The following is a 19,250-nucleotide window of genomic DNA, read 5'->3' on the forward strand; positions in this document are numbered from 1 at the left end:
CCTGGAGATTCACACCATGCGTGTCCTGTTGTTCAGCAGCCAGCACTACGACCAGGAAAGCTTCACCCAGGCCTCCCGCGACAGTAGCCTGGAGCTGCACTACCAGTCGGCCCGGCTGACCCAGGACACCGTCGCTTTGGCCCAGGATTTCGAGGTGGTCTGCGCGTTCATCAACGATGAGCTCGATGCCACGGTGCTCGAACGCCTGGCTGCCGGCGGGACCCGTCTGATCGCCTTGCGCTCAGCAGGCTACAACCACGTCGATCTGGCCGCCGCCCGGCGCCTGGGACTGTCGGTGGTGCGGGTACCGGCCTATTCACCCCATGCCGTGGCCGAGCATGCCGTGGCCTTGATCCTGGCGCTCAACCGACGCCTGCACCGGGCCTACAACCGCACCCGCGAAGGTGATTTCACCCTGCATGGCCTGACCGGCTTCGACCTGCACGGCAAGACGGTCGGCGTGGTCGGCACCGGCCAGATCGGCGCCGCCTTCGCCCACATCATGGCCGGTTTCGGCTGCCAGTTGCTGGCCTACGACCCCTACCCCAACCCTGAACTGCTTGCCCTGGGCGCCCGCTACGTGGAATTGCCCGAACTGCTGAGCCAGGCCCGCATCATCAGCCTGCACTGCCCGCTGACCGAGCACACCCGCCATCTGATCAACGCCCAGAGCCTGGCCACCCTGCAACCCGGCGCCATGCTGATCAATACCGGGCGCGGCGCGCTGGTCGACACGCCGGCCCTGATCGACGCGCTCAAGTGTGGCCAGCTCGGCTACCTGGGGCTGGATGTCTATGAAGAGGAGGCGCAGCTGTTCTTCGAGGACCGTTCCGACCTGCCGCTGCAGGATGACGTGCTCGCACGGCTGCTGACCTTCCCCAACGTGATCGTCACCGCACACCAGGCGTTTCTCAACCATGAAGCGCTGGCGGCCATCGCCTCGACCACCCTGGACAACATCATCCGCTGGACGGAGGGCGATCCGCAGAATCTGGTGAACGGTTGATGCTAGGATACGCGGCAATTTTGGAGGACCCATGGTCGAACACGATTTCCGCTACACCCTTTTCAACCCGCAACACACCCTGATCGAATGCCGCGCCCTGGTGCCGGGCCGCTATCAGGTGACTGGCAACGGTGGCTCGATCCAGAAGGACGATGTCCTGCTTGTGACTCTAAAAGGCAGCAAGGATCTTTCCATGCGCCTTACCGTGGAGAGCGTGCGCCACCTGATCAACCCGCGCGGCCAATGGGTCGCCGTGGCCAGCGGCCCGATCTTCAACGAGCTGGAGATCCTCAACTGGAAGGTCAAGTGCAACAGTTGCCAGGCTGAGCTGGACTTCGAGTTCGCCGTCGACGGCAAGCTCGGCAACAAGGCCCGCCAGCCCGCGGCCAGCGCCCGCATCGCCGAGCTGGGTTGGGCCAGCCGTGGCGACCAGCACCTGTGCCCGGCCTGCCAAGGGAGCGCGCAGTGAAGCATCTGTTGACCGGTGCACTGATTGCCGTCGGCCTGCTCGGCTGCGCATCGGAGCCTTCGAAATTGCAACCGGAGCAAAGCTATGTGCTGGAGTGGATCGGCGAGCGCCCGTTGATCGACTACAGCCACCTGACCCTGATCCTCGGCGAGGACGGCCGTGCTTATGGCAATGCTGGCTGCAATCACTGGTTCGCGTCCTACACCCTGCAAGGCGACCGCATCAGCTTCGGCAAGGTCGGCAAGACCCGCAAACTGTGCGCCCCTGCATTGATGGACCAGGAAAAACGCTTCCTTCAGGCGCTGGAGACCGTGCAACGCTGGGACGTCTCATCGATCGAGCAGATTCGCTTCTGGCCGGCCGAGGGCAAGCCACTGCGCTTCTGGCCTGAGGAAGGTTAAGAGCAGCTGCAAGCTGCAAGAAAAGCAAGCCCGACACGGTCCGCTCTTTCTTGAAGCTTGCAGCTCGAAGCGCTTAAGCGCCCTTGAGGGCCTTGATCTTGGCTTGCAGTCCTTCGAGGGTCTGCTCCCCCATCAACTGCTCACGCACTTTGCCTTTGTCATCGATGATGTAGGTCACCGGCAGCGCCTCGCTGCGCGGCAGCTCGTAGCGCTCGGCCGGGTCCTGGGCGAGGACGGTAAAGGCGATGCCGAGAGTTTCGGCGGCCTGCTTGAGATCCTGGCCCTGCAACCCATCGAAGTTCACCCCGACCACCTTGATACCCTGGGCCTCCCACTGCTTGGCCGCAGCGTTGAGCTCGGGAATTTCCGTACGGCACGGGCCGCACCACTCGGCCCAGTAGTTGAGCACCAGCCAGTGCCCGTCGATCTGCTCGGCCTTTACCGTGTTGCCGTGCTGGTCCACGCCGTAGTCCGCACCGCAACCGCCGAGCAACAGGCTCGCGGTGATGGCCAGTACTGCTGCCAAACGCCTTGCCATGGGTCAATCCTTCTAGAAGTTTCAAGCAAACGACACAGTCGCTGCGGTTAGAATAGCCGCCACACCCAGCTGGATGCGACCCGTCATGACTGATCTGACCCTCTATCATAACCCGCGCTGTTCGAAATCCCGCGGCGCCCTGGAACTGCTCGAAGCGCGCGGCCTGGCCCCGACCATCGTGCGCTACCTGGACACCCCGCCGGATGCCGTCACCCTGAAAACCCTGCTCGGCAAGCTGGGCATCGCCCCGCGCCAGCTACTGCGCACCGGTGAAGAAGAATACAAGGCCCTGGATCTGGCCAACCCCGCCCTGAGCGACGCGCAACTGATCGACGCGATGGTCCAGCACCCCAAGCTGATCGAGCGTCCGATCCTGGTCGCCGGTGACAAGGCGGTGATTGGCCGTCCGCCGGAGAAAGTACTGGAGATCCTGCCGTGAGCGATCCCTACGTTCTAGTGCTCTATTACAGCCGCCACGGCTCGACCAGCGAGATGGCCAGGCATATCGCCCGCGGCGTCGAGATGGCCGGCCTGGAGGCGCGCCTGCGCACTGTGCCGGCGATCTCCACCGAATGCGAAGCCGTGGCCCCGGACATCCCGGCCAGCGGCGCGCTCTACGCCACCCTCGACGATCTGCGCCACTGCGCGGGCCTGGCGCTGGGCAGCCCGACCCGATTCGGCAACATGGCCGCGCCGCTCAAGTACTTCCTCGACGGCACCAGCAGCTTGTGGCTGGGCGGAGAGCTGGTCGGCAAGCCCGCGGCAGTGTTCACCTCGACCGCCAGCCTGCATGGCGGTCAGGAGACCACGCTGCTGTCGATGATGCTGCCGCTGATGCACCACGGCATGCTGGTGCTTGGCCTGCCATACAGTGAGTCGGCGCTGCTCGAGACCCGTGGCGGCGGCACCCCCTATGGCGCCAGCCACCACGCTGGAGCTGATGGCAAGCGCGAACTCGACCCGCACGAAATCGCCCTGTGCCGCGCCCTGGGCCAACGCCTGGCGAGCACCGCCAAGGCTTTGGGGGGCGAGCGTGGCTAGAAAGCCCAAGGTATTGCCACCGCTGGAATGGCTCACGCCACGGGTGCGCGTCACCCGGGCGCTGAGCCTGGCTTGCTTTTTTGGCCTGATCGCCCTGCTGGCGGTCAACAACCTGTGGTTCGCGGACCTGCATGGGGCACGGGTCGAAGTGATCCTGGCCATCGAGCTGATCCCTCTGTTGCTGCTGGTGCCGGGCATGCTGACGGGCAGCGCCCGGGCCCATGCCTGGACGTGCTTCGTGGTGAATATCTATTTCATCAAGGGAGTGCTGGCGGCGTTCGACCCGGCACGGGCGGTGTTCGGCTGGATGGAGGTGCTGGTGAGCCTGGGGCTGTTCGTCAGTGCCCTGCTGTATGTGCGCTGGAAGTTCCAGCATGAGCGGCGTGTGGCCGGTGAAGGGCAGTAGAAGCGGCGGCCTTTTCGCGGGTAAACCCGCTGCCACAAGTACTGCACCGCCCCTGTGGCAGCGGGTTTAGCCGCGAAGCACGCGTCGCACCTCTCAATGATTGACGGTATGCGCCAGCATCACCGACAGCTGGCACAGCGGTCGCCCGCTCTGCTCATGCCACTGATTGAACGCCTGCTGCACCAGCGCCAAATCGCGCTGGCTGGTCGGCTGCTTGTCGATCACGCCCTGGGCGATGAGGGCTGCGCTCATGTCATCGGTGGGAATGAACGTGTCCTTGCCGACCATGCGCAAGAAACGCGGCGCCGACAACCCGCCCAACTGATTGCCATGCTTGGCCAGGTACTTCCATAGTCCGACGATGTCGGTCACCGGCCAATCGGCGATGAACGCTCCGAAACTGCCCCGCTCCTTCGCCACATCGAGAATCATCTGCGCATTGCGTGGCACGCTCTTGAGCTTGCCCAAATGGCGGATGATCCGCTCGTCCTGCATTAACCGCTCAAGGTGCTCGGCGCCCATCAGCACGACCTTTTCCGGATCGAAGCCGAAGAACACCTGCTCGAAGGCCGGCCACTTGGCGTCCACCAGGCTGTGCTTGAGCCCTGCACGGAACACCCGCAGGGCCAGCGTCGACAGGTAGCGGTCATCGCTGATGTCACGCAATTGCGCTGGCGTGCGCGGCTGCGGCAGGAAGGCCTCCAGGGCCTGTGCCGAGCCGAAGCGGTTCAGGCAGTACTCATGCAGCCATTGGTAGTCGCGCATGGGTCAGATGTTCAGTACATCGAGAAAACGCGGAGTGGCGCTTTCGTCGATCTTGAGGCTGGTGAAATCGAACAGGTTGCGATCGGCCAGCTGCGATGGCGCGACGTTCTGCAGAGCGCGGAAGATGCTCTCGGTGCGGCCCGGGTGCTTGCGTTCCCATTCCACCAGCATGTCCTTGACCACCTGGCGCTGCAGGTTTTCCTGAGAGCCGCACAGGTTGCAAGGGATGATCGGAAAGCCCTTCATGTCCGAGTAGGCCTGGATGTCCTTCTCGCTGCAGTAGGCCAGCGGGCGGATCACCACGTTGCGACCGTCGTCGGCGCGCAGCTTCGGCGGCATGCCCTTGAGCGAGCCGTTGAAGAACATGTTGAGGAAGAAGGTCTCGACGATGTCGTCGCGATGGTGCCCGAGGGCCATCTTGGTCGCACCGATCTCGTCGGCGAAGGTGTACAGCGTGCCGCGGCGCAGGCGCGAACACAGCGAGCAGGTGGTCTTGCCTTCCGGAACCAGCTCCTTGACCACCGAGTAGGTGTCCTTCTCGACGATGTGGTACTCGACGCCCAGCTCCTTGAGATAGGCCGGCAACACGTGCTCAGGGAAGCCTGGCTGCTTCTGGTCCATGTTCACAGCGACGATCTCGAACTTGATCGGCGCCACCTTCTGCAGGTGCAACAGAACGTCGAGCATGGTGTAACTGTCCTTGCCGCCGGACAGGCAGACCATGACCTTGTCGCCATCCTCGATCATGTTGTAGTCGGTGATGGCTTCGCCAGCGAGGCGACGCAGGCGTTTTTGCAGTTTGTTCTGGTTGACCGAGAGGGTGCCCATAGCGCTTGGATCCGCGAGGTGTGACAAAAGCGGGCTATTTTACGCACAAACCGAGCGGGGGCGTAGGCCATTCCGATAAAGAATCAAGCGCGCATCTGACAGCGCAATTTGCTCTAAAAACCCAGGTTTATGTAGGTAACGGCTTCCTATACTGCGAGATAAGGCCACACGACCGCTTGCATCGGTGTCCAGGCCTCGGGCCGCAAGCGCTCCACTTGGGGGGCGTTTGACAACGACGATAGGAGTGACCGGCATGATCCATCACGTTCTGGGGCTGTTTACCCACCCTGACCAGGAGTGGAAGGAGATTCGTGGCGAGGACGAAAGCATCAGCCACATGTACCTGACCCACACGCTGATACTCGCCGCGATCCCGGCTGTGTCGGCGTTCATCGGCACCACCCAGGTCGGCTGGGTCATAGGCGATCGACCGGCGGTGATGCTGACGATGGAAAGCGCACTATGGATGAGCATCATGTCCTACCTGGCGATGCTCGCCGGGGTCGCGGTCATGGGGGCTTTCATCCACTGGATGGCCCGCACCTACGATGCCACCCCATCCATGGCGCAATGCGTGGCGTTTGCCACCTACACCGCCACCCCGCTGTTCATCGGCGGCCTGGCGGCGCTCTACCCGCACCTCTGGCTTGGCATGCTGGTGGGCACGGCGGCCATTTGCTACACGGTCTACCTGCTCTATGTCGGCCTGCCGACCTTCATGAATATCCCCACCGACGAAGGCTTCCTGTTCTCCAGCTCCGTGCTGGCGGTAGGCCTGGTGGTGCTGGTGGCGATCATGGCCTCCACGGTGATCATCTGGGGGCTGGGTGTGGGGCCTGTCTATACCAACTAGATCCAACGCAACATAGGAGCGTCACCCCGGGGCCGCCGCAAGGCGGCCTCTGGCTGTGTGCTGACAGATGGCCCGGCAGGCACCTGGCGCTTGCGGCATAATTGCCCGCTCAGGAGAACCACCCCGCCATGCCCGAGCTGCTCAAACAACGCGTCGAAACCTGTTACCAGCAAGCTGAAGCCTTCTTCAAACGCACCTTCCCTCGCCCGCAAGTCAGCTTCAAGCTGCGCGGCCAGAAGGCCGGCGTCGCTCATCTGCACGAAAACCTGCTGCGCTTCAATCTGCAGCTGTACCGGGAGAACCAGGAAGACTTCCTGCGTCAGACCGTTGCCCACGAAGTGGCACACTTGGTGGCGCACCAGCTGTTCGGCGACAAGATCCAGGCCCATGGCGAGGAATGGCAACTGATCATGCGGGGCGTGTATGAATTGCCACCGAACCGTTGCCACAACTATGAAGTGAAGCGGCGCGTGGCCACCCGCTACATCTACCGCTGCCCCTGCCCGGAAAGTGACTTCCCGTTCACTGCCCAGCGGCACAAGCTGGTGCGCCAGGGGCGACGCTATCTGTGCAGGCGGTGTCGTGAGATCCTGGTTTACAGCGGCGAGACCCGCATCGAATGACAAACAGCATTCGCGGCTAACCCCGCCCCCACAAGGCTTGCGCCAAACCTGTGCAAGCGGGTCTACCTGCGAACAGGCCGGCAGGCATTACAAATAAAGAAGGCGACCCGAGGGTCGCCTTCTTCGATTTCACAACGCAATCAGCGCGCCGGGCCTTCAGCCACGCCCAAGTCATCGACCGGACGAGGGTCGACCAGCGGCGAACCACCGGAGGCCAGCTCGGCCTGCAGCGTGTCGGTGTCCAGCTCGTTGACCCACTTGGCCACGACTACCGTGGCCACGGCGTTGCCGATCAGGTTGGTCAGCGCACGCGCCTCGGACATGAAGCGGTCGATACCCAGGATCAGCGCCAGGCCTGCCACCGGCAGGTGGCCCACGGCGGACAGGGTCGCGGCCAGCACGATGAAGCCGGAACCGGTGACGCCTGCTGCACCCTTGGAGGCGATCAGCAGCACCAGCAGCAGGGTGATCTGGTGGGTGATATCCATGGTGGTGTCGGTAGCCTGGGCGATGAACACCGCAGCCATGGTCAGGTAGATCGAGGTGCCATCCAGGTTGAACGAGTAGCCGGTAGGGATCACCAGGCCGACCACCGACTTCTTGGCACCCAGGCGCTCCATCTTGGCCAGCATGCGTGGCATGGCCGATTCCGAGGAGGAGGTGCCGAGCACGATCATCAGCTCTTCACGAATGTAGCGGATCAGCTTGAGTACGCTGAAGCCATGGAACCGGCAGATACCGCCCAGCACCACCAGGATGAACAGCAGGCAGGTGACGTAGAAGCAGATCATCAGGTAGCTCAGCTGCACCAACGAGCCCACACCATACTGGCCGATGGTGAAGGCCATGGCGCCGAAAGCGCCGACCGGAGCCAGCTTCATGATCATGTTGATGATGTTGAACATGACATGGGCGAAGCGGTCGATCAGGTCCAGCACCGGCTTGCCGTAGCTGCCCAGGCGGTGCAGGGCAAAGCCGAACAGCACGGAGAACATCAGCACCTGCAGGATATCGCCATTGGCGAATGCGCCCACCACGGTGTTGGGGATGATGTTGAGCAGGAAGCCCACGGTGGTCTGCTGCGCGCCTGCGGCGGCGTAGGCGGCGACGCTGCTGGCGTTCAGGGTGCTGACGTCGACATGCATGCCGGCACCGGGCTGGACCACGTTGACCACGACCAGGCCGATGATCAAGGCGATGGTGGAAACGATCTCGAAGTACAGCAGCGCATAGCCACCGGTCTTGCCGACCGACTTCATGCTCTGCATGCCAGCGATGCCGCTGACGACGGTGCAGAAGATGATCGGGGCGATGACCATCTTGATCAGTTTGACGAACCCGTCGCCCAGGGGTTTGAGGGCTACGCCGGTTTCCGGGTAGTAGTGACCGAGCAGGATACCGATGGTGATGGCGACCAACACCTGGACATACAGGGATTTGTACAACGGCTGACGTGTCGTCATGGCTAGTTTTTCCTCAAGTGTGCCGAGCCCACCCTTCCCAGGGCGTTGGGGCACCTAAAGCGCGAACCCTCCTGCACTTGGAGGGATTTGTCGTTGTGTTCGAGCTGCCTTGTGACAGGCCTCTGCCAGGTCGATAGCAAGGCCGATGCCAAAATGCTCGCAATCAGTGCAGCCCGCGGATTTCGGGGCTTTCGGCGCCCCATGGCGGGGCAGGCGCGCAGTTTGAGGTTGGCGGATTTCCGCCCATTGGCGGGTTTGGAACAAGGCTGTTGGCGGGAATCCGCCCAGGAAGGGAGAACGTACCCCGGCCGGCTCGCCCTGTGGCGTTAACTTCGGAGTAAATCCCACAGGATCCACAAGCCCCAGGGTGGGTGAGGCCTTGGGACGTGCCGCGTAGCGCCTCAGTGGGTTTCAGTCCAGATGGAACACGATCCGGAACGCCGCGCCTCCCAGTGTCGAATCATCCAGGCTCAGCTCGGCGTCATAGCTGTCGATGATGTCCTTGACCACCGCCAGGCCGATGCCCTGCCCCGGATGCTGCCGATCGAGCCGTTCGCCCCGTTTGAGAATGCGCTCACGCTGACTGCCCGGTACGCCAGGGCCATCGTCTTCGACGCATAGCACCAACTGCCCAGGCGCTTGTTGCAGGCTCACACGCACCTGGCCGAGGCTCAGCCGATAAGCGTTCTCCAGCAGGTTGCCGAACAGCTCCAGCGCTGCCCCTTGCTCCATCGGCACCCAAGCATCCGGGGGCATGTCGAGGCTGACGGCCACGCGCTTGTCGCGATAGACCTTGTCCAGCGTGTTGCACAGGCTGTCGAGCACCGGTCGTAGTTGCACCCGATGACGGACCAGACCGCTCTTGCGCAGGCTGGCGCGCTGCAGTTGGTAGTCGATCTGCTGGCTCATGCGTTCGATCTGGCTTTGCAGCACCCGCGCCTGCTCGCGTTCGCTGTCACCCTGGCCGAGGCTTTCACCGACGCCCTGCAGCACCGCAAGGGGCGTCTTGAGGCTGTGCGCCAGGTCATCGAGCGAATCGCGGTAGCGCTGGCGCTGCTCACGTTCGCTGCGCAGCAGGCGGTTGAGCGAGCCGGTCAGGCGCAGCAGTTCACGCGGGTGCTCGCCGCTCAGGCCATCACGCGCACCCGCTTCCACTTCGTCAAGCTCCAGGCTCAGCCTGCGCAACGAACGAAGCCCCCAGGTCAGGCCGGCCCATAACAGCACCATCAGCGCCAGCAGGGCCGCCCCGAAACCCAAGTAGAGTTTTTCACGCAGGCCATCGAGGGTGTGCTGGTACTCACGCACCGGCTGCAGCGCCACGATACTGAATGCGGCACTCTTGCCCCCGAGCAGCTTGACCTCCACGTCGTAGACGAAGAATTCCTCGCCGTCATCCTGGTGGATCCGGGCGAACTCATTGCCGCGCCCGTCATATCGGGGGCGGTAGTTGATGTTCTGCCCGTTGGTGGCGCGCGAACGCCACACCAGAGCACCCTGGCGATCGAAGATGTAGCCGAGCAGGCCGGTGTAGGGCAGGTTGTAGCGCTCGTCGGGCAACTGCTCGGGCATCTGCAGCCGCCCCTGCTCGATCCGCGCGGCGGAAATCAAGGTGGTCACATCCGAGGCCAAGCGCTGTTCGATCGACTCCTGCAACGCCAGGCTGAAGGTCTTTTGCAGGGCCGGTAGCAGCGCCAGCATGAACAACAACGCCAACAGCGCCGCCGCCAGCATCAGGCGCACCCGCAGGGAGCGGATCATCGGCAGCGCTCGGTGAACAGGTAACCCAGGCCACGCACCGTGTCGATCGGTTTGAAACCACGGTCGCCCTCGAGCTTGCGTCGCAGACGACCGACCAGCACCTCGATGACATTCGGATCGCGCTCCTCGTCATCGGGGTAGAGCTGCTCCATCAGACGATCCTTGGCCACCACTTGCTGGTGATGGCGCATGAGGTATTCGAGGATGCGGTATTCATAGGCGGTCAGGGCAAGCGGTTGCTCGTCCAAGGTCGCCTGCTTGCGATTGAGGTCCAGCACCAGGGGCCCTGCCGCGATGGTCGACTGGGTGAAACCGCTGGAGCGGCGCAGCAAGGCATTCAGGCGCGCCTCCAGCTCTTCGAACTGGAACGGCTTGACCACATAGTCGTCGGCCCCGGCAGCCAGGCCTTCGACCTTGTCCTGCCAGTTGCCGCGGGCGGTGAGGATCAGGATCGGGAAGGTCTTGCCCTGACTGCGCAACTGGCGGATCAGGTCCAGACCGCTCATGCCCGGCAGCCCGAGGTCGACCACGGCCAAATCGTGGTTGTATTGCTCGGCCTGGTAGAGCGCCTCTTCGGCATTGGCCACCGCCTCGACCACATGCCCGCTCTCGCCCAGGCGCGTGTACAGGTGGTGGCGTAGCAGCGCCTCGTCCTCGACCACCAGCAGCTTCATGTCACTCTCCTTGATTCATACCTGTATCCGCCTCCCGTGCCGGTCAAGCCCGCTTCTGCACGACGCCTGGCGGCAGGAGCGGGCTTGGTCGCGGAGGGACCGGTGCAGCATACCAGCGTTGCCCTGGCCCCTCCTGTGGGTCAGAAGGTGTAGTTGGCCGACAGGTAGGTCTGGGCGCTGCTGGTCAGACGCAGGGTGCCTGCCTTGGGACCGCCATGTTCGGCCAGTTCGGTGCTGGCGTTGCTGCGCAGGTAACGGTAGCCCAGCTCCACCGAGGCGTTGTTGGTGATCTGCTGCAGAACGCCGGCCTGCAGGCCTACGGCATAACCCACATCGGTGTCACGGCTGTAACCGGAGGATTCCTGGGACAGTTTGGTCAAGCCCAGGCTGCCGCCACCGAACAGCTTGGTGGTGTCGCCCACCGGCAAGAACGCATCGTAGCTGCCAAGCAGGTTTTCCTGGCGCAGCTTGATGCCACTGTGGTCGCCCGAGACATTGTCGTAGGTCAGGTAATAGCGGGCATCGTCATTGATCTTGCCCACGCGCACGCCCCAGGTGCCGTCCTTGCCGATGATGCCGTCGGCGTTCAGGTGATCGGTGTTGCGTTGCAGCAGGCCGGACTTGCGGACCTTGTCGCTGGTCTGGCCATAGGTGAGGCTGGCGAAGGTGTCATCGGCGGCCTGGGCGGTGAGACTGGCGGCACATACGGCCATGGCGACCATCAAGGTATTGAGTGTTTTCATGGTGGGATACTCCAGTTGGATGCGATGTCTGTGTCTGGTGGCTAGAGTAGGGAGTGAGCCCTGAACCGCGGCTGAACCCTGACTGAACCCCGGCTGAACGAATCGCACCCTTTGCCCAAGGAGTACCGACCATGCGTTCCCTGCTTGCCCTGGCCCTGTTGTGCAGCGCTGCCGTCGCCCAGGCGGCGGTGCAGACCCGCGAAATTCCCTATCAGGACGCCGATGGCCAGCGCCTGGTGGGCTACTACGCTTACGACGATGCAGTCGAGGGCAAGCGCCCCGGCATTATCGTGGTGCATGAATGGTGGGGGCTGAACGGCTATGCCAAGCGCCGGGCCCGGGACCTGGCGGCGCTGGGTTACAACGCCCTGGCCATCGACATGTATGGCGATGGCAAGCACACCGAACATCCGAAGGACGCCCAAGCGTTCATGGCGGCGGCGACGAAGGACCCCAAGGCTGCTGCACGGCGCTTCGATGCGGGGCTTGAGCTGCTGAAAATCCAGCCCAACACCAATAAACATCAGTTGGCGGCGGTGGGTTACTGCTTCGGCGGCAAGGTAGTGCTCGATGCCGCGCGCCGAGGCGAGAAACTCGACGCCGTGGTGAGCTTCCATGGCCCACTGGCCACTCAGACGCCAGCCAAGCCGGGTGTGATCAGGGCGAAAATCCTGGTAGAGCACGGCGAGGCCGACAGCATGATCCCGCCAGCGCAAGTGGCAGCGTTCAAGCAGGAAATGCAAAGCGCCGGCGCCGACATGACATTCGTCTCCATTGCCGGAGCCAAGCATGGATTCACCAACCCCGATGCCGACCGCTTGAGCCACGGCGACCATGGCGGGCCGGACATTGGCTATAACAAAGAGGCGGATGACCGCTCGTGGGCGGACATGCAGGCCTTCCTCAAGAAATCCTTCGACTGAAGACTGTCGGGGTGGCAGTCAAGGGTGCGGCACTCGCCTGGTTTGCGCATCAGGGCGCCACTGGCACAATACTCACCATGACCAGACACCCCACCTGCTGCTCCCCCCTCAAGCACCACTGGCCCCTGCCCCGCCCGGTTCCCGGCGCGGTGCTGGTCAGTTGCACCTTCGACCCCGCGCGCCTGGCGCCGGACGACTTCCAGCGCGCCGGCATCGAACAAAGCGCCAGCCTGCAGCGCTCGGTGGCCAAGCGCCAGGCCGAGTACCTGGCAGGCCGGGTCTGCGCACGTGCGGCGCTGCATGCGCTGGATGGACGCGACTACGTGCCCGCCACCCATGAGGACCGTTCGCCGATCTGGCCGGCCGGCATTCACGGCTCGATCACCCATGGCAAAGGCTGGGCCGCCGCTGTGGTTGCGGCCGATGGCGACAGCGCTGGCCTGGGCCTGGACCAGGAATCCTTGCTGAACGACGAACGCGCCGAACGCCTGGCTGGCGAGATCCTCACCCCCGCCGAGCTCCAGCGCCTGGACTATAGCCAGCTCGGCCTGGGCGTGACGTTGACGTTCTCACTCAAGGAAAGCCTGTTCAAAGCGCTCTACCCCTTGACCCGGCAGCGCTTCTACTTCGAACACGCCGAGCTGCTGGAATGGTCTGTCGAGGGTTATGCCCGCCTGCGCCTGCTCACCGACCTTTCAGCCGACTGGCAGGCTGGCCGCGAGCTGGAAGGTCAGTTCTGTGTCCAGGATGGCTACCTGCTCAGCCTGATCAACGTATAACCCCTAGACCTACGGCCGGTGGCTCGGCCAGATCAGGCTGAAGCAGGCCCCGCCCAACGCCTCGCTGCGTCCGACCATTGCCCGGCCCCCGTGCCAGTAGATGATCCGGCGCACGATCGACAACCCCAGGCCATGCCCGCCGGAGGCGCGGGTACGGCTGTCGTCGAGGCGGGTGAAAGGGGTGAAGATGCGATCCCAGACCCCTTCGGGAATTCCGGGCCCATCGTCTTCCACATCAATGCGGCAGCGCTCCAGGCCCAATTGATAGCTCAACCTGACCTGGGATTCGGCGTGCCGCATGGCATTGCCCACCAGGTTCTGCAGCGCCCGGTGCAGGTAGCGGGGTTCGGCATCGACCCAGGCGCCTGCCGCATCCGCACCCTGGCAGTCGCCGCGTACCACCTTGACCTCGACCCGCAACGGCGACAGCTCCTGGATCACGCGCTCGAGCAGGGCGTCGAGGTCCACCGCCTGGAATTTCAAGGCCGGTGTGCCCTGCTCCAGGCGGGCGTAGGTCAGCATCTCGTCCACCAGTTTGTCCAGGTCCTGGATGTCGCTGTCCATCCCAGCCAGGTGCTTGGCCCTGGCCTGCTCGTTGCTGGCGCTTTCGATCATTTCCAGGCCAAAGCGCAGGCGCGCCACGGGTGTACGCAACTCATGGGACACCGCCCGCACCAGCTCGCGCTGCATGGTCAAGGAACGCTGCAGATGTTCGGCCATGCCATTGAAGGCCTCGGCCAGGCGCCCCACCGAGTCGGCGTCCCCCTCGGGCACGCGGGTCTCCAGGCTGCCCTGGGCAATGCGCGTGGCCGCGACCTCCAGCCCCGACAGGCGTCGCTCCAGCTGGCGCACCAGCAGGTACACCACCAGGCCGATCAGGCACAAACCAAGGAAGGCGATGAGGACCAGCAACTGCGGCGGATACGGGTTGAGCTGATGCAACGGCCCGATCTCCAGCACCCAGGGCGAGCCAGTCAATCCGGAAAACACCCGCACCGAATCGCCATCTTTGCCCAACGCCATCACCGTGTCGCCCTCCTCCACCCGGCGCCGCTGGTCGTCGTCCAGCCCTGCCCGCTCCAGGCGCTGCAGGGCGATGTCGAAACCAAAGCCCTTGCTCTTGCTGATCTCGGCCAGACGTCGCTGCTGTTCGGCGACCGGGTAGCGCACCAGCTCATCGGCCAGTAGATAGAGCGTGGCGCGGGCCAACTGTTCACTGACCTGCTTGACCTGGGCCACCAACAGCTGGTCTTCATCGCCGATCTGGCGCAAGACGCGCACGGCATGCGGGCCGGTCTTTTCCACCACCACCAGGCCCCGACGAAGGCGCGTGCGCTGGCCACCATCCAAGGTGAAGGCCGAGGCCGGCTGCAAGTCCAGCGGCACGCCGAGCAAGCGCTCCCAGATCAACAGCGAGCGCTTGCGCTCGACCGGATCTTGCAGGGCCAGGTTGTCCGCCATGAGGCTGAAGGTGCCTTGGGCCAGTCCCTCGCGGTGCCGTTCAGCGCGCACCTGGTTGACCAGATGCAGGCTGAGCACCCCAAGCACTGCCACCAGCACCAGCACGGCGAGCATGCCACCGTAAATGCGCAAGAAGATCGAATTCACGGGGCCGCTGCCTGGGCGGTCTCGCCGACGAACAGGTAGCCCTTGCTACGCAGGGTCTTGATCAGACGCGGGTGGATCGGGTCATCACCTATCTTGGGGCGGATCTTGGAAATACGCACATCGATCGAGCGGTCCTGGCCGTCGTAGCCGACGCCACGCAAGGAGGTGAAGATCTCTTCGCGAGACAACACCCGCCCGGCATTGCTGCTCAACAACCAGAGCAGGTCGAACTCGGCGCCGGTCAGTTCGATCGCCTGCTCGCCCAACCAGGCCTCGCGCACGCGGCTGTCGATGCGCAATGCACCGAACTGCAGCTCCTGACGCTTGCTCTGCGGGGCTTCGCTGCGCCGCAGCAAGGCGGTGATGCGCGCCAGCAGCAAGCGTGGACGCACCGGTTTGCACACATAGTCATCGGCGCCCATGTCCAGGCCCTGGACCTGATCGAGTTCATCGCTGCGAGCGGTGAGCATGAGGATGGGGCCGGCGTATTGCCCGCGGACGCGTCGACAGATGCTCAGGCCATCTTCGCCGGGCAGCATCAGGTCGAGGATCACAAGGTCCGGCTGGCTGTCGATGATACGCCGCGCCGCCCGACCGCCATCGCCCTCCACTGCCACCTCGTAGCCGTTGGCCTGCAGATACTCGGCGGTGAGTTCCGCCAGTCGCTGGTCGTCCTCGACGATCAAAATCCGATTGTTGGGCTGGTCCATGGTCCGCCTTCACTGATTATTCTTGTTCTGGAGCCGCCTGCTGGCGTTGCAGTGTACAACCGGCGATGGCATCGGGCCCGTCAGCCACCGTTCACCAAAAGGCAACATTGCCCCCGGATACTACGTCCCACCCTCGCCCCTGCCAACCACGCCAAGCCGCCTGTCGCAGGCCCTCGGCCAAGACGATTTTTGTGATAGGGTTCGCGCCCGAAAAAATCAGCGACAGGGCATGGGAACGCAGAAAAAAAGTGAAGGCCAGCTAGGACAAGGCCTACAGCGAATACCCACGGATCACACACAAAGTACGCACAAGTTATCCACAGGCGCTCACCTTGCAAAGCCCCTGATACCGCATTATCTTGTATCCCCATCGCAGCGAACCACTAGATATTGGGGTTCGAGCAAAATCACAAACACAAGTCAACAGAGAAGTTCAAGCGATTTGTCTGGCTGAACTTAACGTGATTCCAACAGCCAAACCGCTCCTGCGGAGGCGACCGAGGCAAGCCCATCCAGGGACTTGTTCGGGCATGGGTGTTGCAGGCCAGGCCTGGCACTCATCAGCAACAGTTTTTGGGCTCAGCCCAAAACCTTTGACTTCGGCCAGGGAGCGGCAGGTTATTGCCCCTTATTCCTGAGTCTGTCCCGAAGTCGGTACGCCCGAGCGGGCGGATGCGCGTGCATGCGCGTCCCCGCGCGTGGCCATCAGGCTAGTGGATGGAACGGTGGGCGCCCCAAAGGCGCCTGAACAATATAGAAACTGTGGAGACACCCACCCATGCAAACCGACACAACTCGCGAGAACCCGCAGGCCAAGGTGCCGCAGGCCGCCGATTCGAACCAGGATCTGGCCGCGACCGCACCCGGTCAACTGCGCGTGATCAAGCGTAACGGTACTGTCGTTCCCTACACCGACGACAAGATCACCGTGGCCATCACCAAGGCGTTCCTCGCAGTTGAAGGCGGCACCGCCGCTGCCTCGTCGCGCATCCACGACACCGTCGCTCGCCTGACCGAGCAGGTCACCGCGACCTTCAAACGTCGCATGCCATCGGGTGGCACCATCCACATCGAGGAAATCCAGGACCAGGTCGAACTGGCCCTGATGCGCGCCGGCGAGCAAAAAGTCGCCCGTGACTATGTGATCTACCGCGAACAGCGCGCCAAGGAGCGTGCCACCCGCGCCAACACCGAATCCGTGGTCGAGCCGCACCCAAGCATCCGCATCACCCTGGCCGACGGCAGCCTGGCGCCGCTGGACATGGCGCGCCTGAACACCATCATCAGCGAAGCCTGCGAAGGCCTGGCCGAAGTCGATGGCGAGCTGATCCAGCGCGACACCCTGAAGAACCTGTACGACGGCGTGGCCATCAAGGACGTCAACACCGCCCTGGTTATGACCGCCCGTACCCTGGTCGAGCGCGAGCCGAACTACTCCTTCGTCACCGCGCGCCTGCTGATGGACACCCTGCGTGCCGAGGCCCTGGGCTTCCTGGGCGTGGCCGACAGCGCCACCCACCACGAAATGGCCGACTTGTACGCCAAGGCCCTGCCGGCCTACGTCGAGAAAGGCGTCGAGTTCGAGCTGCTCGACCCTGCCCTCAAAGGCTACGACCTGGAGCGTCTGGGCAAGGCCATCGAGCACGAGCGTGACCAACAGTTCACCTACCTGGGCCTGCAGACCCTGTACGACCGCTACTTCATCCACAAGGATGGCGTACGTTTCGAGCTGCCACAGGTGTTCTTCATGCGCGTGGCCATGGGCCTGGCGCTGCAGGAAAAAGACAAAGAAGCCCGTGCGATCGAGTTCTACAACCTGCTCTCCTCGTTCGATTACATGGCTTCGACCCCGACCCTGTTCAACGCCGGTACCCTGCGTCCGCAGCTGTCGAGCTGCTACCTGACCACCGTGCCGGATGACCTGTCGGGCATCTACAAAGCCATCCACGACAACGCCATGCTGTCGAAGTTTGCGGGTGGCCTGGGCAATGACTGGACTCCGGTACGCGCCCTGGGTTCGTACATCAAGGGCACCAACGGCAAGTCGCAAGGCGTCGTGCCGTTCCTGAAAGTCGTCAACGACACCGCCGTCGCGGTCAACCAGGGCGGCAAGCGCAAGGGCGCGGTCTGCGCCTACCTGGAAACCTGGCACCTGGACATCGAGGAATTCCTCGAGCTGCGCAAGAACACCGGTGACGACCGTCGTCGCACCCACGACATGAACACCGCCAACTGGATCCCGGACCTGTTCATGAAGCGCGTCTTCGACGACGGCAAGTGGACCCTGTTCTCGCCTTCGGAAGTGCCTGATCTGCACGACCTGACCGGCAAGGCCTTCGAAGAGCGCTACGAGTACTACGAAGCCCTGACCGAGTACAACAAGATCAAGGTGTTCAAGACTGTCCAGGCCAAAGACCTGTGGCGCAAGATGCTGTCGATGCTGTTCGAGACCGGCCACCCATGGCTGACCTTCAAGGACCCGTGCAACCTGCGTTCGCCGCAGCAGCACGTGGGCGTGGTCCACAGCTCGAACCTGTGCACCGAGATCACCCTGAACACCAACGCCGATGAAATCGCCGTGTGCAACCTGGGTTCGATCAACCTGCCGAACCACATCGTCGACGGCAAGCTGGACACCGCGAAACTGGCGCGTACCGTCAAGACTGCCGTGCGCATGCTCGACAACGTGATCGACATCAACTACTACTCGGTGCCCCAGGCGCAGAACTCGAACTTCAAGCACCGTCCGGTCGGCCTGGGCATCATGGGCTTCCAGGACGCACTGTACCTGCAGCACATCCCCTACGGCTCGGACGCTGCGGTCGAGTTCGCCGACAAGTCGATGGAAGCGGTCAGCTACTACGCCATCCAGGCATCCTGTGACCTGGCCGACGAGCGCGGCGCATACCAGACCTTCGAAGGCTCCCTGTGGTCCAAGGGCATCCTGCCGCTGGACAGCCAGCAGATCCTGATCGAAGCCCGTGGCGCCAAGTACATCGACGTCAACCTGGAAGAGTCCCTGGACTGGGCCCCTGTCCGCGAGCGCGTCAAGAAAGGCATCCGCAACTCGAACATCATGGCCATCGCGCCGACCGCGACCATCGCCAACATCACCGGCGTTTCGCAGTCGATCGAGCCGACCTACCAGAACCTGTACGTCAAATCGAACCTGTCGGGCGAGTTCACCGTGATCAACCCGTACCTGGTCCGTGACCTCAAGGCTCGCGGCCTGTGGGACTCGGTCATGATCAATGACCTGAAGTACTACGACGGTTCTGTGCAGCAGATCGAGCGTATTCCGCAAGAGCTCAAGGACCTGTACGCCACCGCGTTCGAAGTCGAGACCAAGTGGATCGTCGATGCCGCCTCCCGTCGCCAGAAGTGGATCGACCAGGCCCAGTCGCTGAACCTGTACATCGCCGGCGCCTCGGGCAAGAAGCTGGACGTGACCTACCGCATGGCCTGGTACCGTGGTCTGAAGACCACCTACTACCTCCGTGCCCTGGCCGCCACCAGCACCGAGAAGTCGACCATCAACACCGGCAAGCTCAACGCTGTTTCCAGCGGCGGCGACAGCGCCCCGGTCCAGGCAGCGGGCCCAGCCCCGGTACCTAAGGCCTGCGCGATCGACGAGCCAGACTGCGAAGCCTGCCAGTGAGCCC

Annotated in this window: 20 protein-coding genes; 11 read left to right on the forward strand and 9 right to left on the reverse strand. The window is 63.4% G+C overall.

Annotated elements, in window-relative coordinates; translation table 11 throughout:
- Positions 1–16: 16 nt before the first annotated feature.
- Genes J5X93_RS20035 through J5X93_RS20045 form a run of 3 tightly spaced genes read left to right on the forward strand, consistent with a single transcriptional unit; the run spans position 17 to position 1,876 of the window.
- A complete protein-coding gene (locus J5X93_RS20035) occupies positions 17–1,006 on the forward strand; it encodes a 2-hydroxyacid dehydrogenase (protein ID WP_102082300.1) in 990 nt (329 codons plus the stop codon).
- A gap of 31 nt (positions 1,007–1,037) precedes the next feature.
- Positions 1,038–1,475, forward strand: coding sequence for a hypothetical protein (locus J5X93_RS20040; protein ID WP_043215198.1), 438 nt, complete (start codon positions 1,038–1,040; stop codon positions 1,473–1,475).
- Positions 1,472–1,876: an META domain-containing protein gene (locus tag J5X93_RS20045; RefSeq protein ID WP_043215199.1), complete on the forward strand. Its 405-nt coding sequence runs from the start codon at positions 1,472–1,474 to the stop codon at positions 1,874–1,876. Before J5X93_RS20040 ends, J5X93_RS20045 begins: the two co-directional genes overlap by 4 nt.
- 73 nt (positions 1,877–1,949) lie before the next feature.
- Here J5X93_RS20045 and J5X93_RS20050 read toward each other — a convergent pair whose 3' ends face one another.
- A complete protein-coding gene (locus J5X93_RS20050; protein ID WP_043215201.1) occupies positions 1,950–2,414 on the reverse strand; it encodes a TlpA disulfide reductase family protein in 465 nt (154 codons plus the stop codon).
- 85 nt (positions 2,415–2,499) lie between these two features.
- On the opposite strand from J5X93_RS20050, the gene arsC reads away from it, so the two are divergent.
- The 3 genes from arsC to J5X93_RS20065 are packed head-to-tail and all read left to right on the forward strand — an operon-like array spanning position 2,500 to position 3,861.
- Positions 2,500–2,853 carry an arsenate reductase (glutaredoxin) gene (arsC, locus tag J5X93_RS20055; RefSeq protein WP_043215202.1) on the forward strand — a complete coding sequence of 118 codons (354 nt, stop codon included), beginning with the start codon at positions 2,500–2,502 and terminating at the stop codon, positions 2,851–2,853.
- Complete coding sequence (gene wrbA / locus J5X93_RS20060; protein ID WP_070572948.1) at positions 2,850–3,455, forward strand: NAD(P)H:quinone oxidoreductase; 606 nt, start codon at positions 2,850–2,852, stop codon at positions 3,453–3,455. Before arsC ends, wrbA begins: the two co-directional genes overlap by 4 nt.
- A complete protein-coding gene (locus J5X93_RS20065; RefSeq protein WP_043214543.1) occupies positions 3,448–3,861 on the forward strand; it encodes a DUF2069 domain-containing protein in 414 nt (137 codons plus the stop codon). The genes wrbA and J5X93_RS20065 overlap by 8 nt, the downstream gene beginning before the upstream one ends.
- Positions 3,862–3,954: 93 nt before the next feature.
- On the opposite strand, the gene J5X93_RS20070 is transcribed toward J5X93_RS20065, so the two are convergent.
- Both J5X93_RS20070 and ttcA read right to left on the reverse strand, forming a co-directional pair.
- The gene (locus tag J5X93_RS20070) at positions 3,955–4,626 is read right to left on the reverse strand and encodes a DNA-3-methyladenine glycosylase I (RefSeq protein WP_090343573.1); all 672 of its coding nucleotides are present in this window, start codon (positions 4,624–4,626) and stop codon (positions 3,955–3,957) included.
- Positions 4,627–4,629: 3 nt separating this feature from the next.
- A complete protein-coding gene (gene ttcA, locus J5X93_RS20075; RefSeq protein ID WP_043214547.1) occupies positions 4,630–5,454 on the reverse strand; it encodes a tRNA 2-thiocytidine(32) synthetase TtcA in 825 nt (274 codons plus the stop codon).
- A gap of 253 nt (positions 5,455–5,707) precedes the next feature.
- Between ttcA and J5X93_RS20080 the strand changes: the two genes are divergently transcribed.
- Both J5X93_RS20080 and J5X93_RS20085 read left to right on the forward strand, forming a co-directional pair.
- Positions 5,708–6,307: a Yip1 family protein gene (locus tag J5X93_RS20080; protein ID WP_043214549.1), complete on the forward strand. Its 600-nt coding sequence runs from the start codon at positions 5,708–5,710 to the stop codon at positions 6,305–6,307.
- A 128-nt stretch (positions 6,308–6,435) separates the two neighbouring features.
- Positions 6,436–6,930: a SprT family zinc-dependent metalloprotease gene (locus tag J5X93_RS20085; protein ID WP_043214551.1), complete on the forward strand. Its 495-nt coding sequence runs from the start codon at positions 6,436–6,438 to the stop codon at positions 6,928–6,930.
- Positions 6,931–7,070: 140 nt separating this feature from the next.
- Here the strand turns inward: J5X93_RS20085 and J5X93_RS20090 are convergent, their stop codons facing one another.
- The 4 genes from J5X93_RS20090 to J5X93_RS20105 all read right to left on the reverse strand — a co-directional run bounded on the left by J5X93_RS20090 (position 7,071) and on the right by J5X93_RS20105 (position 11,568).
- Positions 7,071–8,393, reverse strand: a complete 1,323-nt coding sequence (locus J5X93_RS20090; RefSeq protein ID WP_250033938.1) for a dicarboxylate/amino acid:cation symporter — start codon at positions 8,391–8,393, stop codon at positions 7,071–7,073.
- Positions 8,394–8,804: 411 nt separating this feature from the next.
- Positions 8,805–10,151, reverse strand: coding sequence for an ATP-binding protein (locus J5X93_RS20095; RefSeq protein ID WP_102082301.1), 1,347 nt, complete (start codon positions 10,149–10,151; stop codon positions 8,805–8,807).
- Positions 10,148–10,825 (reverse strand): response regulator, encoded by a 678-nt coding sequence (locus tag J5X93_RS20100; RefSeq protein WP_043214559.1) that lies wholly within the window; start codon positions 10,823–10,825, stop codon positions 10,148–10,150. The genes J5X93_RS20095 and J5X93_RS20100 overlap by 4 nt, the downstream gene beginning before the upstream one ends.
- 140 nt (positions 10,826–10,965) lie before the next feature.
- Positions 10,966–11,568: an outer membrane beta-barrel protein gene (locus J5X93_RS20105; protein WP_043214562.1), complete on the reverse strand. Its 603-nt coding sequence runs from the start codon at positions 11,566–11,568 to the stop codon at positions 10,966–10,968.
- A gap of 131 nt (positions 11,569–11,699) precedes the next feature.
- Between J5X93_RS20105 and J5X93_RS20110 the strand changes: the two genes are divergently transcribed.
- The gene (locus J5X93_RS20110) at positions 11,700–12,491 is read left to right on the forward strand and encodes a dienelactone hydrolase family protein (RefSeq protein WP_102082302.1); all 792 of its coding nucleotides are present in this window, start codon (positions 11,700–11,702) and stop codon (positions 12,489–12,491) included.
- Positions 12,492–12,568: 77 nt separating this feature from the next.
- Positions 12,569–13,270, forward strand: a complete 702-nt coding sequence (locus J5X93_RS20115) for a 4'-phosphopantetheinyl transferase family protein (RefSeq protein ID WP_043214567.1) — start codon at positions 12,569–12,571, stop codon at positions 13,268–13,270.
- Between the two features lie 9 nt (positions 13,271–13,279).
- Here J5X93_RS20115 and J5X93_RS20120 read toward each other — a convergent pair whose 3' ends face one another.
- Together J5X93_RS20120 and J5X93_RS20125 are read right to left on the reverse strand one after the other, a co-directional pair.
- The gene (locus J5X93_RS20120) at positions 13,280–14,845 is read right to left on the reverse strand and encodes an ATP-binding protein (protein ID WP_102082305.1); all 1,566 of its coding nucleotides are present in this window, start codon (positions 14,843–14,845) and stop codon (positions 13,280–13,282) included.
- Positions 14,846–14,874: 29 nt separating this feature from the next.
- Entirely contained in the window at positions 14,875–15,588 is a 714-nt protein-coding gene (locus J5X93_RS20125) for a response regulator (RefSeq protein ID WP_043214569.1), read from the reverse strand.
- Between the two features lie 778 nt (positions 15,589–16,366).
- Between J5X93_RS20125 and J5X93_RS20130 the strand changes: the two genes are divergently transcribed.
- A complete protein-coding gene (locus J5X93_RS20130) occupies positions 16,367–19,246 on the forward strand; it encodes a ribonucleoside-diphosphate reductase subunit alpha (protein ID WP_043214572.1) in 2,880 nt (959 codons plus the stop codon).
- Positions 19,247–19,250 lie beyond the last annotated feature (4 nt).

Origin of the sequence: Pseudomonas sp. BYT-1, assembly GCF_023611805.1 — a bacterium.
GTDB lineage: Bacteria > Pseudomonadota > Gammaproteobacteria > Pseudomonadales > Pseudomonadaceae > Aquipseudomonas > Aquipseudomonas guariconensis.